This window comes from Sinomonas soli (genome assembly GCF_054782415.1).
Window position 1 is genome coordinate 216,080 of record NZ_BAAGSN010000003.1, and the last position, 17,661, is coordinate 233,740.

General features: G+C 70.6%; 14 protein-coding genes and 2 tRNA genes. 4 read left to right on the plus strand and 12 right to left on the minus strand.

Annotated elements, in window-relative coordinates; genetic code table 11:
- Positions 1–51 precede the first annotated feature (51 nt).
- The 3 genes from ACYVKZ_RS02150 to ACYVKZ_RS02160 form a co-directional block, all read right to left on the minus strand.
- Positions 52–1,104 (minus strand): asparaginase, encoded by a 1,053-nt coding sequence (locus tag ACYVKZ_RS02150; protein ID WP_460990374.1) that lies wholly within the window; start codon positions 1,102–1,104, stop codon positions 52–54.
- 76 nt (positions 1,105–1,180) lie between these two features.
- Positions 1,181–1,900: a FadR/GntR family transcriptional regulator gene (locus ACYVKZ_RS02155; RefSeq protein ID WP_460990375.1), complete on the minus strand. Its 720-nt coding sequence runs from the start codon at positions 1,898–1,900 to the stop codon at positions 1,181–1,183.
- 110 nt (positions 1,901–2,010) lie between these two features.
- Complete coding sequence (locus ACYVKZ_RS02160; RefSeq protein ID WP_460990376.1) at positions 2,011–2,721, minus strand: DUF1684 domain-containing protein; 711 nt, start codon at positions 2,719–2,721, stop codon at positions 2,011–2,013.
- A gap of 41 nt (positions 2,722–2,762) precedes the next feature.
- On the opposite strand from ACYVKZ_RS02160, the gene ACYVKZ_RS02165 reads away from it, so the two are divergent.
- Positions 2,763–3,665 (plus strand): hypothetical protein, encoded by a 903-nt coding sequence (locus tag ACYVKZ_RS02165; protein WP_460990377.1) that lies wholly within the window; start codon positions 2,763–2,765, stop codon positions 3,663–3,665.
- Between the two features lie 15 nt (positions 3,666–3,680).
- Entirely contained in the window at positions 3,681–4,484 is an 804-nt protein-coding gene (locus ACYVKZ_RS02170; RefSeq protein WP_460990378.1) for a transglutaminase-like domain-containing protein, read from the plus strand.
- A 72-nt stretch (positions 4,485–4,556) separates the two neighbouring features.
- Here ACYVKZ_RS02170 and ACYVKZ_RS02175 read toward each other — a convergent pair whose 3' ends face one another.
- The 7 genes from ACYVKZ_RS02175 to bcp all read right to left on the minus strand — a co-directional run bounded on the left by ACYVKZ_RS02175 (position 4,557) and on the right by bcp (position 13,563).
- Positions 4,557–5,042 (minus strand): MarR family winged helix-turn-helix transcriptional regulator, encoded by a 486-nt coding sequence (locus ACYVKZ_RS02175; protein ID WP_460990379.1) that lies wholly within the window; start codon positions 5,040–5,042, stop codon positions 4,557–4,559.
- Positions 5,039–6,157: a CE1758 family FMN-dependent luciferase-like monooxygenase gene (locus ACYVKZ_RS02180; protein ID WP_460990380.1), complete on the minus strand. Its 1,119-nt coding sequence runs from the start codon at positions 6,155–6,157 to the stop codon at positions 5,039–5,041. Before ACYVKZ_RS02180 ends, ACYVKZ_RS02175 begins: the two co-directional genes overlap by 4 nt.
- Positions 6,158–6,261: 104 nt before the next feature.
- Complete coding sequence (locus ACYVKZ_RS02185) at positions 6,262–9,456, minus strand: efflux RND transporter permease subunit (protein ID WP_460990381.1); 3,195 nt, start codon at positions 9,454–9,456, stop codon at positions 6,262–6,264.
- A 118-nt stretch (positions 9,457–9,574) separates the two neighbouring features.
- Positions 9,575–11,065 (minus strand): malate:quinone oxidoreductase, encoded by a 1,491-nt coding sequence (locus tag ACYVKZ_RS02190; RefSeq protein ID WP_460990382.1) that lies wholly within the window; start codon positions 11,063–11,065, stop codon positions 9,575–9,577.
- Between the two features lie 112 nt (positions 11,066–11,177).
- The gene (locus ACYVKZ_RS02195; RefSeq protein ID WP_460990383.1) at positions 11,178–12,827 is read right to left on the minus strand and encodes an ABC transporter substrate-binding protein; all 1,650 of its coding nucleotides are present in this window, start codon (positions 12,825–12,827) and stop codon (positions 11,178–11,180) included.
- A gap of 130 nt (positions 12,828–12,957) precedes the next feature.
- Positions 12,958–13,039, minus strand: a tRNA-Leu gene (locus tag ACYVKZ_RS02200).
- 29 nt (positions 13,040–13,068) lie between these two features.
- Positions 13,069–13,563 (minus strand): thioredoxin-dependent thiol peroxidase, encoded by a 495-nt coding sequence (gene bcp / locus ACYVKZ_RS02205; protein ID WP_460990384.1) that lies wholly within the window; start codon positions 13,561–13,563, stop codon positions 13,069–13,071.
- A gap of 186 nt (positions 13,564–13,749) precedes the next feature.
- Between bcp and ACYVKZ_RS02210 the strand changes: the two genes are divergently transcribed.
- Together ACYVKZ_RS02210 and ACYVKZ_RS02215 are read left to right on the plus strand one after the other, a co-directional pair.
- Positions 13,750–13,825, plus strand: a tRNA-Lys gene (locus ACYVKZ_RS02210).
- 281 nt (positions 13,826–14,106) lie between these two features.
- Positions 14,107–15,624 (plus strand): amidase, encoded by a 1,518-nt coding sequence (locus ACYVKZ_RS02215; protein ID WP_460990385.1) that lies wholly within the window; start codon positions 14,107–14,109, stop codon positions 15,622–15,624.
- A gap of 31 nt (positions 15,625–15,655) precedes the next feature.
- On the opposite strand, the gene ACYVKZ_RS02220 is transcribed toward ACYVKZ_RS02215, so the two are convergent.
- Together ACYVKZ_RS02220 and ACYVKZ_RS02225 are read right to left on the minus strand one after the other, a co-directional pair.
- Positions 15,656–16,534, minus strand: a complete 879-nt coding sequence (locus ACYVKZ_RS02220; protein ID WP_460990386.1) for a helix-turn-helix transcriptional regulator — start codon at positions 16,532–16,534, stop codon at positions 15,656–15,658.
- 336 nt (positions 16,535–16,870) lie between these two features.
- The gene (locus tag ACYVKZ_RS02225) at positions 16,871–17,620 is read right to left on the minus strand and encodes a VWA domain-containing protein (RefSeq protein ID WP_460990387.1); all 750 of its coding nucleotides are present in this window, start codon (positions 17,618–17,620) and stop codon (positions 16,871–16,873) included.
- Positions 17,621–17,661: the final 41 nt, after the last annotated feature.

Here is a 17,661-nt window from a genome sequence, read left to right on the forward strand (position 1 = left end):
CAGGAGGGGAGGGAGAACGGCTGGGCGGGGAAGGGGGCTGCGCTGCGGTGACTAGACCGCGGCGGGCGGGAGGCCGTCGTCGAGCGCGGTGAGGACGCCGACGCGACGGCCCCCGCCGAGCACGGGCTGCGTGGCGAGGGGTGCGAGCGAGCCGCCCTCGCGGGCCTCGGGGAGTCCCAGCGCGGCGAGCGCGCGCACGGCGATCGGCATCCGGGCGCGGTCTCCGCCGTCGGCGACCTTGACCCCGACAGCGCGCCCGTCGGGCAGGCCCACGAGCTGGACGCCCTCGAAGCCGTCCTTCGCCACGGCGCCCGGCACCGCGCGCATGAGGGCGGTGACGTCCCTGCCGTCGCCGGCCACCATCTCCGGGTGGAGGCTCATGGCGCGGCCGACGGCGGCCTCCGGGCTCCCGTTCCCGTCTGCGGCGGCGCGCGCGATCCTGCCGTAGGCGCGGGCCATGCCGACCAGGCTGACCGCCGGCAGCGGGGTGCCGCAGCCGTCGGTGGTCCAGCCTGCCGGCTCCTCGCCCGTCAGGTCCGCCACGGTGGCGGCAATGAGCCGCTGGAGGGGATGCGTCGGTGCGAGGTAGCCCGCGGTGGGCCAGTCGTTGAGGGTGCACACGGCCGCCATGGCGGCATGCTTGCCGGAGCAGTTCTGGCACACACGGTCCGCATGGCCGCCCGCGGCGATCCACTCCTCGCGCTCGCGGACCCCGTAGGGCAGGTCGGTCGTGTTCGCGAGCACCGTCTCGTCGAGGCCGTGGAGCGAGAGGATCCGCCGGGTGCCCTCGCGATGGGCGGCGCCGCCGGAATGGCTCGCTGCCGCGAGGGCCAGCAGCTCATCGGGCAGGGAGAGCCCGGCGCGGACCATCGCGACGGCCTGGAGCGGCTTGAGGGCCGAGCGGGGGAAGAACGGGGCCTCGGGGCTGCCCGCGCCCCAGAGCAGCGCGCCCTCGCCGTCCGTGGCGGCGACGGTCCCGTAGTGCACGCCCTCGACCGCGCCGCCGCGGATCTGGACGGCGAGGGGGACATGGACGGGAAGCGCAGGGGCCGCCGCGGCGGTTGCGGCGGAGCTGTGCGTGGACGAGGGGGCAGAGGAGGTCATGGCTCGCTTGGGGTCGGGGTAGGGGGGACTGTCAGGGGCGGTAGGGATCAGGGCGCCCCGGCGGCGGACGGAACCGTCACCGCTGGCCGAGCCGTTCGACGGCCTCGTCGACGGCGGCGAGGTGCCTGGCCATCGCGGCCTCGGCCCGCTCCGCGGATTCGGCCTCGATGGCCTCGAGGATCTCCTCGTGTTCGCGGTCGGAGGCGGCCTGGCGGTCCGCGAGGAGGTTGAGGGTCTCGGACTGGTGGGCCAGCGCCTCGCGCAGGTCGGAGAGGACGTCCTCGAAGACGCGGTTACCGCTGGCCTTGGCGATGGTGCCGTGGAAGACCGCCTCGAGCGCCACGCGGGCCGCCGGGTCGTCCTCGGCGGCAGTCTCGGCGACGATGCCCTTGAGGGTTGCGAGGTCCTCCTCGGTGCGCCGCAGCGCGGCCAGCCCGGCGGCGGGCACCTCGATGTGCGGGCGGGCCTCGGTGAGGTCCCGGGCCGAGTAGCGGCCCAGCACGAGGTCTCCGGTGGCGCGTGCGGAGACGACGAAGGTTCCCTTGCCGGTATGCGTCTGGGTGAGGCCGAGCGCCGCGCACGAGCGGAGGGCCTCGCGCACGACCGACCGGCTGACGCCGTAGCGAGCGGCCAGGGCGGCCTCCGAGGGGAGCTTCCCGCCCACGGGCACGGAGCCCGCCTCGATGTCGGCGCGGAGGTCGGCAAGGACAGCCTCCGCGGCGCTCACGCGGACGAGCGGCCGGCGCGGCGTTGCGCTGTCCTGCTGTCCGCGTGTAAGGCTGTCTGACAGGTTCACGTCCCACACTATGGCAGGCGTCACAGCCGGGTGTCAACCAGCGGGAACGTCCGTGGGTGCTGCTAAGGTGCCGCCGCGGTGCAACTGCTCCGCCGCGCAGACCCGGGAGCTCACGATTCCGACGGTGCGAGCTCGCCGACCGGGATCTCCGCCTCCAGCCGGTTCTCGGGGCCGGGCAGCGGGCATGCCCAGGCCTCGTCGTACGCGCAGCTCGGGTTGTAGGCGAAATTGAAGTCCAGGGTGTAGGTCACGCCGCTGGTGGTGTCGGCCGGCCCGGCCGCGTCGGCGCGGCCTGTGCCGAGGAAGGCACCCTTGATGGAGTCGAGGAGGTACCGCCCCGCCCCGTAGGAGCCGCCCGGGCGGCCCGCCGTGGCGTCGCGGAACGGCACGAACAGCCCGCCGCCGTACCCGATGTGCTCCCACGCGGCGAGGCTGCCGAGGCCGGGCAGCTCGAAGGTGCCGATGCGGACGAACGTGACGACGCCGTCGGTGCCGGTCGCGACGCGCCGCTCCTGACCTGCCCCCTCGGGCAGGAGCAGGGTGTCGAAGCGGTAGGCGGGGTCGTAGGGTGCGACGGGCAGGCCACGGAAGCCTGCACGGCGGTGCGGAGGCAGGGGTGATGCGGGGTGGGTGGCGAACAGGTCGTCGCGCCCGTGCCGCCACAGCTCGTGGCCCGCGCGGGGTGCCGCCGCCCGGACGCCCTCGTACAGCGAGAAGACGCGCAGGCGCCAGTCGGCCACCTCGTGGGGGAGAGGAGCGGTGGCGGGGCCGGCCGCTGCCGGGGCCTCCGGGTGGGCAGCGGGGCGGTGCTCATCGGGCATGGCGACAGCCTACGGGAGGGCGGCTTCGCTAGGGTTGGACCATGGTCGCCGCCAGCAGTCCAGAGCCGCCGCGCAGCTCCCCGCAGCTCGCCCGCAGAGGGCCGCGCGCTGCGGGCGAAGTCGGCGAGGTAGGTGCGCCCCGCACTGGCCGTGCTTCCCGCGCCGTCGGCGGGATCGCGGCGCTCGCGGTCGCCGCGCTCCTCGCCGGCTGCGGCGCCGGCGCCGGCGCCCCCGTCTGGACCGGTGTGCCGAGCGCAGGGACGGCCTCCGCCGCGCCGGGCGGCCCGAGCGCAGGGGGCCCCACCCCGAGCGGCTCCGCGACCGCGACTGGCGCCGGAACGCCGTCGCCCGGCGCCACGAGCGCCACCTGGAAGACCTACACGGACCCGGCGAAGAAGGTCAGGTTCGAGCTGCCCGCGGACTGGATCGTCCAGAGCACCGACCCGGCAGCCGGCGCCGCGCCCGGCTCGCTGCACATCGAGGTCAAGAAGGGGGACGGCACCTTCGTCGCGGCACTCCAGACCGGCCTGCCCGTCCCCACGTCCGCACCGTGCGACCCGGCGCAGGCCAAGCCCTACTCCGTGCTGAACAGCGTCCCCGTCACGGTGCCGTTCACGGACGGGCCCGCCGTCATCACCCCGCGCTTCGTGTTCCGGGTGATCCAGGGCTACAAGTACTTCGGCTCGTTCGGTCTCACGGCCCTCGCCACCTCGGCCCAGGACGGGAAGGCCTGCCGGCTCGTCAACATCGTCCCGGGCCCCGCCGGGATCGGCGGGTACTCGTTCGCGGACACCGTCGAGGTAGTCCCCCCGTCGCCCCAGGCCCAGGTTGCGCCGCTGTCCTCATTCGATACCCTTGCTCAGGCGTCGGCCTACGTCCGCGACTCGGGCGACTTCGCCGACGCGCAGCGCATGATCATGTCGCTGGCCTTCACGCAGTCCTAGCCCTCCTGGAGCCCCATGCAGCGCACCGTCGGTGCCCACCTGAAGTTCACGACCGCGCCGCAGACCAAGCTGGCCATGGCCATAGCCGTGGCCCGCGTCCCCGGCTACACCTCGTTCGAGGAGGAGCTCATGGTGACGGCCGGAGGCCGGACGGTGGAACCGCGGGAGCTCCTCGACGGCCACGGAGGCCGCTTCCATGTCCTCGAACTCGCCGAGCCCACGGAGGTCGAGGTCGACTACCGTGCGGTGGTCGAGGGGACGGGCGCCCCCGAGCCGGTCGACGAGATGGAGCTCATCCGCTACGTCCGCCCCAGCCGCTATGCGGAGAGCGACCGCCTCCTGCCCACCTCGTACGCGCACTTCGGCTCGCTTGCCGGGCTCGAGCTCGTCCAGGCCGTGCGGGACTGGGTCAATGCCCAGCTCGCCTATGCCAGCGGGGCCTCGCGGGGGACCGACGGGGCCGTCGAGACGCTCCTGCACCGCCGGGGCGTCTGCCGGGACTTCGCCCACCTGGCCATCGCCCTCCTGCGTGCCAAGGACGTCCCCGCCCGGCTCGCCGCCGTCTACGCCCCAGGCCTGCGGCCCATGGACTTCCACGCCGTCGCGGAGGCGTTCGTCGACGGCGCGTGGCGCGTGCTCGATCCCACCGGGCTGGCACCTCGGGCCTCGATGCTGCGGATCACGGCCGGACGGGACTCCTCGGACACGGCGTTCCTCTCGACCGTCGGGGGACGGCTCACGCTCAACCGGCTCACCGTCACGGCCGAGGCCGCCGACCTGCCCGCCGAGGATCCCGCCGCGCTCGTGGCGCTCGGCTGAGCGGCCCGCCGCCGCCGACGGCGGCAGCAGGCGGCGGCCCGGGTCGGCCGAGCCGGGCCGCCGTCGTCGGCCTCAGAGCGGGTGCTCCGCCACAACATGCTCGCGCACGCGCGTGGTGAGGTCCCGCAGCGAGGCGAGGTCGCCGGCGTCGAGCGCCCCTCCCATGATCCGGTTGATCTCGCGCACGTGGGCGCGGCCCACCTCCCGCTGGACGCGGGCGCCCTCCTCGGTGAGGCGGACGACGACGCCGCGGCCGTCGGCGGGGGTGCTCTCCCGCGCCACGAGCCCCTGCCGCTCGAGCCGCTCCACGAGGCGGGAGAGGCTCGACTGCGCGAGGAGCACGTGGTCGTTGAGCTCGTTGAGCCGGAGTCCGCGACCCTCGCACCGGCTGAGGGTGAAGAGCACGTCGTAGCTGTTGATGCCGAGCGTCCGGAACGCGGGATCGCGTTGGAGCCGGCGCATCACCGCGACCTGGGCGCGGAAGAGGGACTCCCAGGCCTCGGACACCTCGCGGACCGAGGGGGCAGGGGCCCGGGGAGCGGGCGTCTGGGCGGTCACTGGGCCGCAGCCTCTGCCATGGCCTCGCCGGCCGCGGACTCCTCGGCGCGCCGCGCCGCCACCCGTGCCGCATGCGTCGGGGCCTCCGGGACGTCCGCGGGGCGTCCCTCCGCGAAGCCCGCCCGGAGCTCCGGGAGCACCTCGCCGAGGAGGTCGAGCTGCTCGAGGACGGTCTTGAGCGGCAGCCCGGCGTGGTCCACGAGGAACAGCTGGCGCTGGTAGTCGCCGAAGTAGTCGCGGAAGGCGAGCGTCTTCTCGACGAACTCGGCCGGGCTGCCCACGGTCAGCGGGGTCTGGGCGGTGAAGTCCTCCATCGAGGGGCCGTGGCCGTATACGGGGGCGTTGTCGAAGTAAGGCCGGAATTCGCGCTTGGCGTCCTGGGAGTTCGGGCGGATGAAGAACTGTCCGCCGAGGCCCACGATCGCCTGGTGCGCCCTGCCGTGGCCGTAGTGCTCGAACCGCTCGCGGTACAGGTTGATGAGCCGGATGTAGTGCTCCTTCGGCCAGAAGATGTTGTTGGCAAAGAATCCGTCCCCGTAGTAGGCGGCGAGCTCAGCGATCTGCGGGGTGCGGATCGAGCCGTGCCACACGAAGGGGGCCACGCCGTCGAGCGGGCGGGGAGTTGCCGTGAAGCTGTGCAGCGGGGTGCGGAACTTGCCGGTCCAGGTGACCACCTCCTCGTCCCAGAGGCGGCGCAGGAGCGCGTAGTTCTCGATCGTCAGCTCGAGGGAGTCCTGGGGGTTCTTGCCGAACCAGGGGTAGACGGGGGCCGTGTTGCCGCGCCCCAGCACGAGGTCGGTGCGGCCGCCCACGAGGTGCTGGAGCATGCCGAAGTCCTCGGCGATCTTCACCGGGTCATTGGTGGTGATGAGCGTCGTCGTGGTGGAGAGGATGAGCTTCTCGGTCTGCGCGCCGATGTAGCCCAGCAGCGTGGTGGGGGAGCTCGGGTAGAACGGCGGGTTGTGGTGCTCGCCGGTCGCGAAGACGTCGAGGCCCACCTCCTCGGCGTGCTTGGCGATCTTGACGATCGCCTGGATCCGCTCGCCCTCGGTGGGCAGGTGGCCCGTCGTGGGGTCGAGGGTGACGTCGCCGACGCTGAAGATGCCGAACTGCATGAAACGACCTTTCATCGGACCCGAGCGGCGGTCGCCCGGCTAGATAAATGCATTTGCATCTATCTCAACGGGGGACCGCCGCCGGACATTCCCGCGGCCGGGGATCAGTCCTTCGCGGCGCGCCGCCCGCTCACCCGCGGAACGGCTCCGGTGGTCCAGTCGCCCTCGGGCTCGGCGGCGTCCTCCTCCGCCGGCTCGGGCAGGGGAGTGCGCTTGAGGTCGCGCAGCAGCCTCCGCCGCTCGAGCCCGCCCTCCACGAGCCGGTACAGGACCGGGACCAGCACGAGCGTGAGCGCGGTGGAGGAGACGAGCCCGCCGATCACGACGACGGCGAGCGGCTGGGCGATGAACCCGCCGCCGCCCGTGAGGCCCAGGGCCATGGGGGTCAGGGCGAAGATGGTCGCGAGGGCCGTCATGAGGATCGGACGGAGCCGCTGGCGCGCGCCCTGCTCGATCGCCTCTGCGAGCGGCAGGGCCGGGCGTCCCCCCTGGGGGCGGCGGTACTGGTTGATGAGGTCGATGAGCACAATGGCGTTCGTCACGACGATGCCCACGAGCATGAGCAGGCCGATGAGCGAGGGCAGCCCGAGGGGAATCCGGGTCACCAGGAGCAGCAGGATCGCCCCGGTCGCGGCGAACGGCACCGAGACCAGGAGGACGAGCGGCTGGAGCAGGCTCTTGAACGCGGCGACCATAATCACGTACACGATCGCGATCGCGGCGAGCAGCGCGAGGCCGAGCTGCTGGAACGACTGCGCCTGCTGGCTTGCGGCACCGCCCACCGACGCGGTCGCCCCGCCGTCGAGCGCCAGCGCGGCCACCCGCTTGGAGACCTCGCCGCTCACCGAGCCGAGGTTCGCGTCGCCGGGCGTCACGGAGACGGTCGCGGTGCGCTGCCCCGCGGTGCTGGTGACGGTCACCGGGACGTCCACGGCCTCCACGGAGGCGATCTGGCCCAGCGTGAGGCCGCCCGGCGCGCCCGGGATCGGGATGGCCCGGACCGCTCCGATGCTCTGGAACTGCGTGCCCTTGCCGATCCGCACGGGGTAGTCGGTCGTGTCGAAACGCACCGTTCCGGCCGGGACCGGGCTCACCGTCGTGGCCAGCGCCGTGCTGACCTGCTGCTCGTTAAGGCCGGCGGCCGCGGCCTTCGCGCGGTCCACCTTGACCTGGACCACCGGCTGGGCCGCCACGAGGTTGCTCGTCACGTCCGTCGCGCCGGGGACGTCCTTGAGCGCCGCCACGACCGCGTCGTTGGCCTTCGCGAGCGAGGCCGAGTCGGGCGCCTTCACGGTCACGTCGACGGTCGAGGCCGTGCCGAAACCGCTCTGCTGGCTGCCCACCGAGACCGTGCCGACCCCGGAGAGGCGGCCGACGGCGTCGCGCACCTGCTGCTGCAGCGCCACCTGGTCCTTGGACTCGTCCGTGATCACCGTGAAGGTGGCGTTGGAGGCGCCCGAGGACAGGAAGGCGCTGAAGCCGGTCGTCGAGTTTCCGATCGTCACCTGGACGGTCTGGATGCCGTCCACGCCCTTGAGCGCGTCCTCCACCTTGGCCGCCGCGGCGCTCGTGGCGTCCAGGCTCGTGCCGGGAGCGAGCTTCTGCGTGACGGTGAAGTTGTTCTGGCCGGTGTTCCCGAGCAGGTTGGTGGGCAGGAGCGGCGCGAGGGCGAAGGTGCCCACGAGGAGGAGCGCGCCGGCCACGAGCGTGACGACGGGCCGCCGCTGGGTGGCGTGGAGGACCGGGAGGTAGCCGCGCTGCAGGGCGCTGCGCCGCTCCTTCTCGTGGGCCTCTGCCTCGATCTCGGCCCGGTCCCGCCCAGCCGCGGGCCGGTGGCCGAGGAACCAGTACGCGAGCACGGGAACGATCGTGAGGGCGACGACGAGCGAGGCGAGCAGCGCGATCGTGACGGTGAGCGCGAAGGGCCGGAACAGCTCTCCGGCGAGGTTCCCGACGAAGGCGATCGGCAGGAAGACGGCCACCGTGGTGAGCGTGGAGGCGGTCACGGCGCCGGCGACCTCGCGCACGGCGTTGAGGATCGCCGTCGTCTTCTCCTCGCCGTAGCTCAGGTGCCTCTTGATGTTCTCGATGACCACGATCGAGTCGTCCACGACGCGGCCGATCGCGATCGTCAGCGCGCCGAGCGTGAGGATGTTCAGCGAGTACCCGGCGGCGAACAGCCCGATGAACGTGATGAGGAGCGAGAGGGGGATCGAGACCGCGGTGACGAGGGTCGAGCGGACCGAGAGCAGGAAGACGAGGATGGTCAGGACGGCGAAGCCGAGGCCGAGGGCGCCCTCGGTGGTCAGGTCCCGGATCGACTTCTCGATGAACGGCGCCTGGTCGAACACCGTGGTGAGCTTTGCGTTCGAGCCGAGGTCGGAGGCCAGCTGGGGGAGGGCGTCACGCACCGCGTGGGAGATCGCCACCGTGTCCCCGTCGGGCTTCTTCGTCACGGACAGGGCGAGGGTCGGCTTGCCGTCGGTCCGGGTGATCGACGTCGGGGCATCGTCCTCGATGGTCACGGAGGCGACGTCGCCGATCGTCGTCGGCTGCTTCGCCCCGGTGAGCGGCAGCGACTTGACGGCATCGGTCGAGTCGACCGGGCTGCCAGCCTGGAGCGAGAGGGACTTCCCCTGGTCGGTGACCGTCCCGATCGGCACGAGGGCGCCGTTGTTCTGCAGGGCTGTGCGGATCGAGGCGATGTCGACGCCGCGGCCCGCCATCGCGGCCGGGTCCGGCTGGATCTGGAGGTGCTGCGTGGCGCCTCCGGTCACGTCCACGCTGCGGACGCCGTCGATCTTCGTGAGCTTCGGAACGGCCTGCTGGATGAGCTGGGTGTCCAGCTGGCTGAGCGGCCTGTCCGAGGACGCGGCGATGAAGACGATGGGGAAGTCGCTGATGCTGCCGGCGAGTGTGTTGGGGGAGGCGTCGGCGGGCAGCTGGGACTTGACGTTGGAGATGGCGCGGTCGATCTGGTTCCGCGCGCGGTCCAGGTTGGTCCCGTACTGGAACGAGAGCCGGATCGTCGAGACCCCGGTGCGGGAGGTCGAGGCGCTGCTCTCAAGCCCCTCGACGGCCTGGAGCGACTTCTCCAGCGGCTGGCCGATCTGCTTGTCCACCACGTCCGGCGAGGCGCCGGCCATCGAGGTGACCACGGTGAGCTGGGGGAACTCGATGGACGGGATGAGCTCCTGCTTGAGGCTCGTCGCCGTGATGACCCCGAAGACCGAGGCGAAGACCATGATGAGCGCGATGAGCGCCCTGTTCGCCATGGACAGGCGGGCGAGCCGGAACATCGGTGGCCCTTTCACATGAGGCCGGCCGTTCCGGGGACGGTGGCCGGGAGTCGTGGACTGGTAGCGAAATGGCCCGCGTCCTCAGGCGAGAGGACGCGGGCCGGAAACGGACGCTGGCCTAGTGGGCCGGGGCCGCGAGCCCGAGGGCTGCCGAGGTGCTCGCGGCGATCTCGGCGGCGAGGTCCGGGTGGTCGTTGAGCTTGATGCCGTACCCGGGCATCATCTCGCTCAGCTTCGGCTCCCAGCCCTTGAAGTTCTTCGGGAACGCGCGCTGCATGAGCTCGAGCATGATCGGAACGGCCGTCGACGCGCCGGGGGAGGCGCCGAGGAGTGCGCCGATCGAGCCGTCCCGCGCGGTGATGACCTCGGTGCCGAACTGCAGTACGCCGCCCTTGGCCTGGTCCTTCTTGATGATCTGCACGCGCTGGCCGGCCGTGATGAGCTCCCAGCCTTCCGCCGAGGCGTCGGGGTAGTACTCCCGCAGCGCCTCGATCTTCTTCTCGTGGCCCTTGGCGACCTCCTTGACGAGGTAGGCCGTCAGGTCCATGTTGTCCTTCGCGACCGCGAGCATCGGGATGATGTTGCCGGGCCGGATGGAGAGCGGGAGGTCCCAGAGGGAGCCGTTCTTGAGGAAGTTCGTGGAGAAGCCGGCGTACGGGCCGAACAGCAGCGAGCGCTTGCCGTTGACGTAGCGCGTGTCCAGATGCGGAACGGACATCGGCGGCGCCCCGACCGAGGCCTGGCCGTAGACCTTGGCGTCGTGCCGCAGCGCGATCGACTCGTCGGTGCTGCGCAGGAACTGGCCGGAGACGGGGAACCCGCCGTAGCCCTTGCTCTCGGCGATGCCGGAATCCTGGAGGAGGTGGAGCGCTCCGCCGCCGGCGCCGACGAAGACGAACTTGGCGTGGATGCTGCCGCGCTCGCCCGAGGCCTTGTGCCGCGTCGAGACGTTCCAGCCGCCCCGGGCGCGCTCGAGGCCCGACACGTCAGTGCCGTAGTTCACCTCGACGCCGTTGCCGGCGAGGAAGTGGACCAGCTCACGGGTGAGCTGGCCGAAGTCGACGTCGGTGCCCTCGGCCACCCGGGTCGCCGCGACGCGCCCGGCGCCGCGGCCCTCCATGATCAGCGGGGCCCACGCGGCGATCTGGGCCGGGTCCTCGCTGTACTCCATGGTGGAGAAGAGGGGGTTCGGGTGGAGCGCCTCGTAGCGCGTGCGGAGGAAGTCCGCATGGGCGTCGCCGATGACGAAGCTCATGTGCGGCACGTTGTGGATGAACCCGGACGGGTCCGAGATGCTGCCGTCGCCTACGAGGTGGGACCAGAACTGGCGCGAGAGCTGGAAGCCCTCGTTGATCCCCAGCGCCTTCGCGGGGTTCACCGAGCCGTCCTTGGCCTGAGGCGTGTAGTTGAGCTCGCAGTACGCGGAGTGCCCCGTCCCGGCGTTGTTCCAGGGGTCCGAGCTTTCGAGCCCCACCTCGTCGAGGCGCTCGAAGAGCACGATGTTCCAGCTCGGTTCGAGCTTCTTGAGGAAAGCGCCAAGGGTGGCGCTCATGATGCCCCCGCCGACCAGAACGACATCGGCAGATCGGGTGGTGGAAATGAAGGTCACTGAAGTCTCCCTGCACAAATGGACCAGTGGCAGAATATCCCCCGGCCGCCCCGATCGCTAAATCCCTGAAGGGTCACAGTCAAGACCCCCCCGCCACATTTTTTCGGTGCGCCTACGCGCCCGCGGCGAGGGTCACGTGGTTGAACGTCTCGTTGAGGACGGGCGATGCCGGGTAGGTCGCCACCCGTGCGGACACCGCCACCGCGGAGATCGGGTAGGCGATCGGCACTGCAGGGGCGCTCGAGCCGATCTGGCCGTTGATGTTCTGGTAGGCCTGCGTCCGGTCGTTGCCGTCCGGCAGTCCCCGGGCGCGTTCGATCTTGCTGAAGATCTGTGCGTCGAAGAACCCGAACTCGCCGTTCTTCGCACCGAAGAGGGGTGCGAGGAAGTCATCGGGGTCGCTGTAGCTCCCGTAGCGGCCCAGCAGGTGGAAGGCGTGGTCGCCCGCCGTCGTGACCTTCTGCAGGTACCCGTCCTCCCAGTCGACGGGGACCGGCTTGATGTTCAGGCCGAGCAGCGTCAGCTGGGCGGAGAGCTCGGCGTAGACCTTCTCGGGGTCCGGCAGGTAGAGCCGCGTGACGTTGAGCGGGTAGTAGAAGGGCAGCTCCTCGCCCTTGTATCCGGCCTCGCTCAGCAGCCGCTTGGCCTTCTCCGGGTCGTAGGACGGGAAGCCGCCCGAGGCGTTGAAGCCGCTGAGCTTGGGCGGCACGAACTGGGAGGCGGCCTTCGTGTCCTCGAGGAAGAATGGCTTGATGACCGCGTCCTTGTTGATGCCCATCGCGATGGCCTGGCGCACCTTGTCGTTCTGCAGGAGCGGCACGGCCTGGTTCATCCCCAGGTACATGACCGAGAACGGGTCGCGTCGCACCACCTGCAGGCCCTTGCGCACGAGGGTCTCGATGTTCTCGACGGTCACCGCGTCGTAGCCGTCGATGGTCCCGGCCAGAAGCGCCTGCAGCCGCGCCTGGGGCGTGTCGTAGACGACGAGGGTGAGCTGGGCGATCTGGCCGTGCGCACCCCAGTAGGTGGGGGAGGACTCCAGGACTACCGAGTCCTTGGTCCACTGCCGGAACCGGAACGGACCGGTGCCCACGGGGTGCTGGGCGTAGCGGGAGATCTTCGTCCCGGACGAGGGCTGGTCCTCGACGTCGGCAGTGCTGGCCTTGAGCGCGGCGGGAGAGGAGATGGCGAAGGCGGGGGTGGTCATCGCGGCGAGGAAGCTCGTGAGCGGCTGCGTGAGCTCGATGCGGACCTCGTGCTCGCCGAGCACCGTGCACCGCTTGTAGAGCGACAGGGAGGCCTGGTCGGAGTGCGCCTTGAACACTGCGGTGAAGGCGAGCCCGGTGTGATTCGAACGGAACTGCGGCGAGAACGCGTACCAGCGGTCGAAGTTGGCCTTCACGGCTGCCGCGTTGAACGGGGTCCCGTCGTGGAAGGTGACGCCCTCCCGGAGGGTGAAGGTCCAGGAGAGGAGGTCTGCGCTCTGCGTCCACGTGGTCGCGAGGGACGGGGCGGGGGAGCCCGTGTCGGGATCGCTCGTCACGAGGCATTCAAGGACCTGGCGCGTGACGCGCCACGACTCGATGTCGGCGGTGACGGCGGGGTCGAGTGCGATCGGCGGGGCGGGCGTGGCGAAGGTGAAGGACGCGCTCGGGGCGGCAGAGCCGCTCGCGCTGGGCGAGGGCTTGGGATTGGGCGAGGGCGTGCACCCGGTCAGGAGGACCGCCGCCGCCGCTGCCTGGAGCAGTTCCCTCCGCCTCATGGTCCGCGCGCCACTCACGACCTGTTCCACGCCTTTCGCTTCCCGCCGCATGTCCGGCGCCCTTGTGTCCCTGGGTGTCGTCCTGCTCGGCCGGGCGGCCTTCAGGAGGCCGGACTGGGGCCGGAGGCGGTGCGCGAGGAGGGACTTGAACCCTCACGTCCGAAGACACAGGAACCTAAATCCTGCGTGTCTGCCAATTCCACCACTCGCGCGGCACCCCGCCTCTGGCGGGGCAACTCGATCAGTGTACCGGGAGGATCTTCAGGTCCCGCTGGAGCTTGGCGACGTGGCCCTTGGCCCGCACGTTGTACTGCGCGAGCTCGATCCGCCCGTCGGTGCCGATGACGAACGTGGACCGGATGAGGCCCTGGTAGGTCCGCCCGTAGTTGACCTTCTCGCCCCAGGCTCCGTAGGCCTCGGCGACTCTGTGGTCCTCGTCGGCGAGCAGCGCGAATCCGAGGTGCTGCTCTGCAGCGAATCGGCGCACCGCCTCGGCCGGATCCGGGGAGATGCCCACCACGGTAAGGCCTGCTCCGGAGATCGCCGCGAGGCTGTCGCGGAAGTCGCAGGCCTGCTGGGTGCACGCCGGCGTGTTGGCCTGCGGGTAGAAGTAGAGGACGGTCCTCTGTCCCGCGAAGTCCGCGAGGGAGGTGGTCCCTCCATCGGAGTCGGGGAGCGAGAAGGCCGGGGCGGCATCGCCCGCCGCGAGTCGGCGGGAGGGTCCAGTCGTGGTCACGGACCGAGCCTAGCCGCAGTCGGCCCAGGGCCTCGAGAAGGGAGCGCGGCCCGAGCAGGGTGTGGGGCACCTCACTCGTGCGGCCTCCCGATCGATTTCGCTTTTCGAAAGACGTCCTGTAGAGTTTCATGTCGTTGCGGGGCACGGAGACGGGCCGGAAACGGTCGCCCAGACCGCAGCAAAGATGCGCCTCTAGCTCAACTGGCAGAGCAATTGACTCTTAATCAATGGGTTCCGGGTTCGAGTCCCGGGGGGCGCACCACAACCCCTTCCTGATCCACGGAAACGCGGATCGGGAAGGGGTCTTTTCGTGTGTCCACCGATCCGGTACCACGCGGACTCGCCCCCTTCGCGGCGCCCGTGTCTGAGGCCGCTGCCTGCGCTGCCCGGTGATGTCGATCGCACCGCGAGCACCTGGGGGCCCTGCTGCTCTTCCGCCGCCGGACTACGTACTTCTGCCGATGTGCCACGGATCATAGAGGCCTAGATTTCCTTCTGAACCCCATGCCGAGCCGCGGCAGCGGGGAACACGAGGAGGCAATCATGACGCAAGCCAGCAGGTTGGAGGTCGTCCCGCCGCGGGTGGCGGAGACTGGTCCGCACGCCGCAGAGGTGGCCGCGCCGCTGACGGAGCAGGCCCGTGCCATCCGTGAGGGGAAGCTCAGCAGCCGTGAGCTCACCCAGATGTACCTCGAGCGCATCGACGCGCTGGACAAGGCCGACACCCTCAACGCGTTCCTTCTCACGAGGGATGACGAGGTGCTTGCGGAGGCGTCCCGGATGGACCAGATGCAGGCCTCGGGCGACATCGTCGGCCCGCTGCACGGGATACCGCTGGGCGTCAAGGACGCCCTCTTCACCGCGGGCACGCGCACCACCGGCGGCACGGCCGCGCTGAAAGGCTTCGTCCCGACTCAGGACGCCACGTCGGTGCGGCTCCTCAAGCAGGCCGGCGCCCTCGTCCTGGGCAAGACGAATCTGCACGAATGCGGGTTCGGGATCACGAGCAACAATCCGCACTTCGGCCCCGTCCGCAACCCCTACGATCCGCTGCGGATCCCCGGCGGCTCGAGCGGCGGGTCCGGGGCGGCGGTCTCCGCCCGCCTGTGTTCGGGCGCCATGGGGACGGACACCGGCGGGTCGGTGCGAATCCCGGCCGCGCTCTGCGGGGTCGTCGGGCTCAAGCCCACCCTCGGACGTGTCAGCCGGGGCAACATGCTGGGGCTGTCGTGGAGCTACGACACTCTGGGCCCGATCACCCGCACGGTCGCTGACGCCGCAGCCATGCTGAAGGTCCTTTCTGGCGGCCCCGATCCTCTCGACCCTTTCGCCTCCAACGGCCCGTCCGGTGCGGCACTCCCCGAGGCGATCGACCCGTCTCGGGCACACCTGGAGGGCGTGCGCATCGGCATCCCCGAGGGCTACTTCGCCCTGGACAACGCCCCGGACGTCGACCGGGTCCTGGCCGAGAACTACCGGCTCCTCGAAGAAGCGGGCGCCATCCTCGTCCCCGTCTCAGTGAAGGATGTCGAGCAGGCCACGCACACCGGGTTCATCACTGTCATCCCGGAAGATGTCGTGCTCACTGAGGAGGCCCTGCGCTCCGCGGGCGTGGACGGCGGAATCGCGGCGAACCTCGGGTCCTTCGGTGCTGATGTCCGCGCGGCCCTCGGCGGCCAAGTCGGCCCCCAGGCTCAGCCTGTCCCGGCCCATGTCTATGCGCAGGCGATGGCACGTACCGTTCCTGCGATCCGGAAGGGATTCGCCGAGGCGCTGAAGGGCGTGGATGTGCTCCTGACGGCGACGACGCCGGCGACCGCTGCCCCGATCGCCGAAGATGTCACGATGCAGCACAACGGACGCAACCTCGACACCTTCGAGACGTTCATCCGCTATACCTTCTGCATTTCGGTGGCGGGGCTCCCGGCCATCTCGGTACCCGGCGGGATGGGTGACAACGGCATGCCGGTTGGGCTCCAGTTCGTCGGCGCGGCGTGGAGCGAGGCACGCCTCCTCGAAATCGCCCTGGCCTACGAAGCCGTGGCCGGCTCAGCCAGCTGATGTCCGCGCGGGCCGTGTCGAAGGAGACCGGTCATGCGAGCAGGCGTATCCCCTCTGCTGCCGCCCGAGCCGCGCATGCTGCACGGCTCGGGCGGCACATCTTCTGCATGATGTGCTCGACGTGGGTGGTCACAGTCCGGACGCTCAGGCCAAGGCACGCAGCGATCTGTGCATTGGACGCCCCTTCGGCGATCAGGGTGAGGACATGGAGTTCGCGCCGTGTGAGCCCGGCTGGGGCCCGGCTGGGACTTGCGCTGACCACCACGACGTCGGGTTCCGGCAGCGAGACGTCGTCGGACCTTGCCATCACGACCTGCCACCACTGCCTGCGGTGCCAGACGTACCCGGAGCGGGCGAGGGAGCCGCTGGACAGCAGCTGGACGGCCGCCTCCGTCAGGGCCGGAACATCCTGGCACAGGCGCGCGGAGTCAGCGTCGATCGGGCGGGTGCTTCCGTCCGGCGCTACGACGACGGTCAGTCCCGCGGAGCCGGACGTCGCCCGCAGCAGGCGCACCCGCGCGCGGTCGTCGGCGATCCGCGCCAGCATCGGTGTCACCGCGGCGAGGGTATCGAGCTGCTCATCGTCGATACACTGCCGGTCCCGCTGGCTGATCACCAGCATGCCCACCTGCGAGAGGGTTCCGCTGCGCCGCAGGATGGCGGTCGCGCCCTCCTCGAATCCGGCCGGCTGGAGGACCTCCGAGTAGGTCGGCAGGAGGCGGAAGTCGAAGGGGTAGTCGCGCATTCGCATCGGGACGGCGGAATCGAGCGATGCTCTGTAGCTGGGGCAGGAGAGATAGCCGCTGTTCGCGAAGGCTGCCACTCGGCTGTCGTATCCCACCATGGCCAGAGGCCGATGGACGAGGCGGACGGGGTCATAGGCGGACAGCATGGCTGCGTCGAATGGCACGATGCCACGCAGGCGGCGCAGAACGTCTCCGACTGCACCTGAGCCGGTCAGCACCGCAGAGACAGCGTCACCGACCTGTGCGACGGCGGCAACCGCCTGCCGAAGATCTGACCGTCCGGCAGTGTGCGTCTGCTCTGCGGTTCGAGGAGCATCAGGAGACACGTCTCCCTGCGTACCAGCCAAAGAGGCCATCATGCATCGGTCCTTCTGTGCTGTTCAAACATGGCCCACCTCAAGAACGTGGGCCCACCTCACCATCGACCCTCCGGAACCCGCAGTCCCCGTCAAGTCTGCTGGTACGTGAGGTCTGGAGAATGGAACGTGGCCCGACGGCGGTCAGCGGATGTGGCCGCGCCGGCGCTGGTCGTCCAGCCATCCGGGGTACTCGTCCAGGACCATCTCGTAGAGGTCCTCGGGCTTGGTGCGGTCGACGTCGCGGACGGGCTTGTAGTCGGCGTTGTCCACGTAGCGGCCGTCGAGGTCGTCGAGCTTCTGGAGGAAGGCGATGTTCTCGGCTCCGATGGAGAGGAACTGCCAGAACACCGGCGCGTACGAGGCACGGGTGATCTCCGCGACCGCTTCGGCCTTGCTGTCGGGGGAGCCATCGGTGAGGAACACTGCGAGGACCGGCTGCCCATCGCGGGCGTCCACGGCCGAGTAGCCCGTGGACTTGCGGAAGAACCCGCCTCCGGACTTCGGCGCGAGCTTGAAGTAGTCGAGGACGGCGCGGAATGCGGCGGCGTAGTTGGTGGTGCCCATGTGGCGCTTGGCGACGATCTTGGCGATGACGTCGCGGAAGTTGTCCAAGGTGACGGTGCCCTCATGGCGGGCGGAGGAGTCGAACGTGAACAGGTCGATCTCGCCGTCGTCGTCCAGGTGCAGGCCGAGCGCGAGGATGGTTTCCGTGAGCCGCTGCATGGCCCCGGACTTGTACTCCTTGCGCATGGAACCGGAGTAGTCGAGGACGAGGGCGACCTTGGCCCGCTGCCCTCTGAGTCGGGCGGTGTCGATCGCGGACGCAGCGGACTTCGCGAGGCTGAGAAGCTCCGGTGCCTTCTTCTCGACCTTGTCGAGGGTGATCCCCATGATGGTCCTTCCACGGAGGGCCCCTCCCGGGTGCCCGGGAG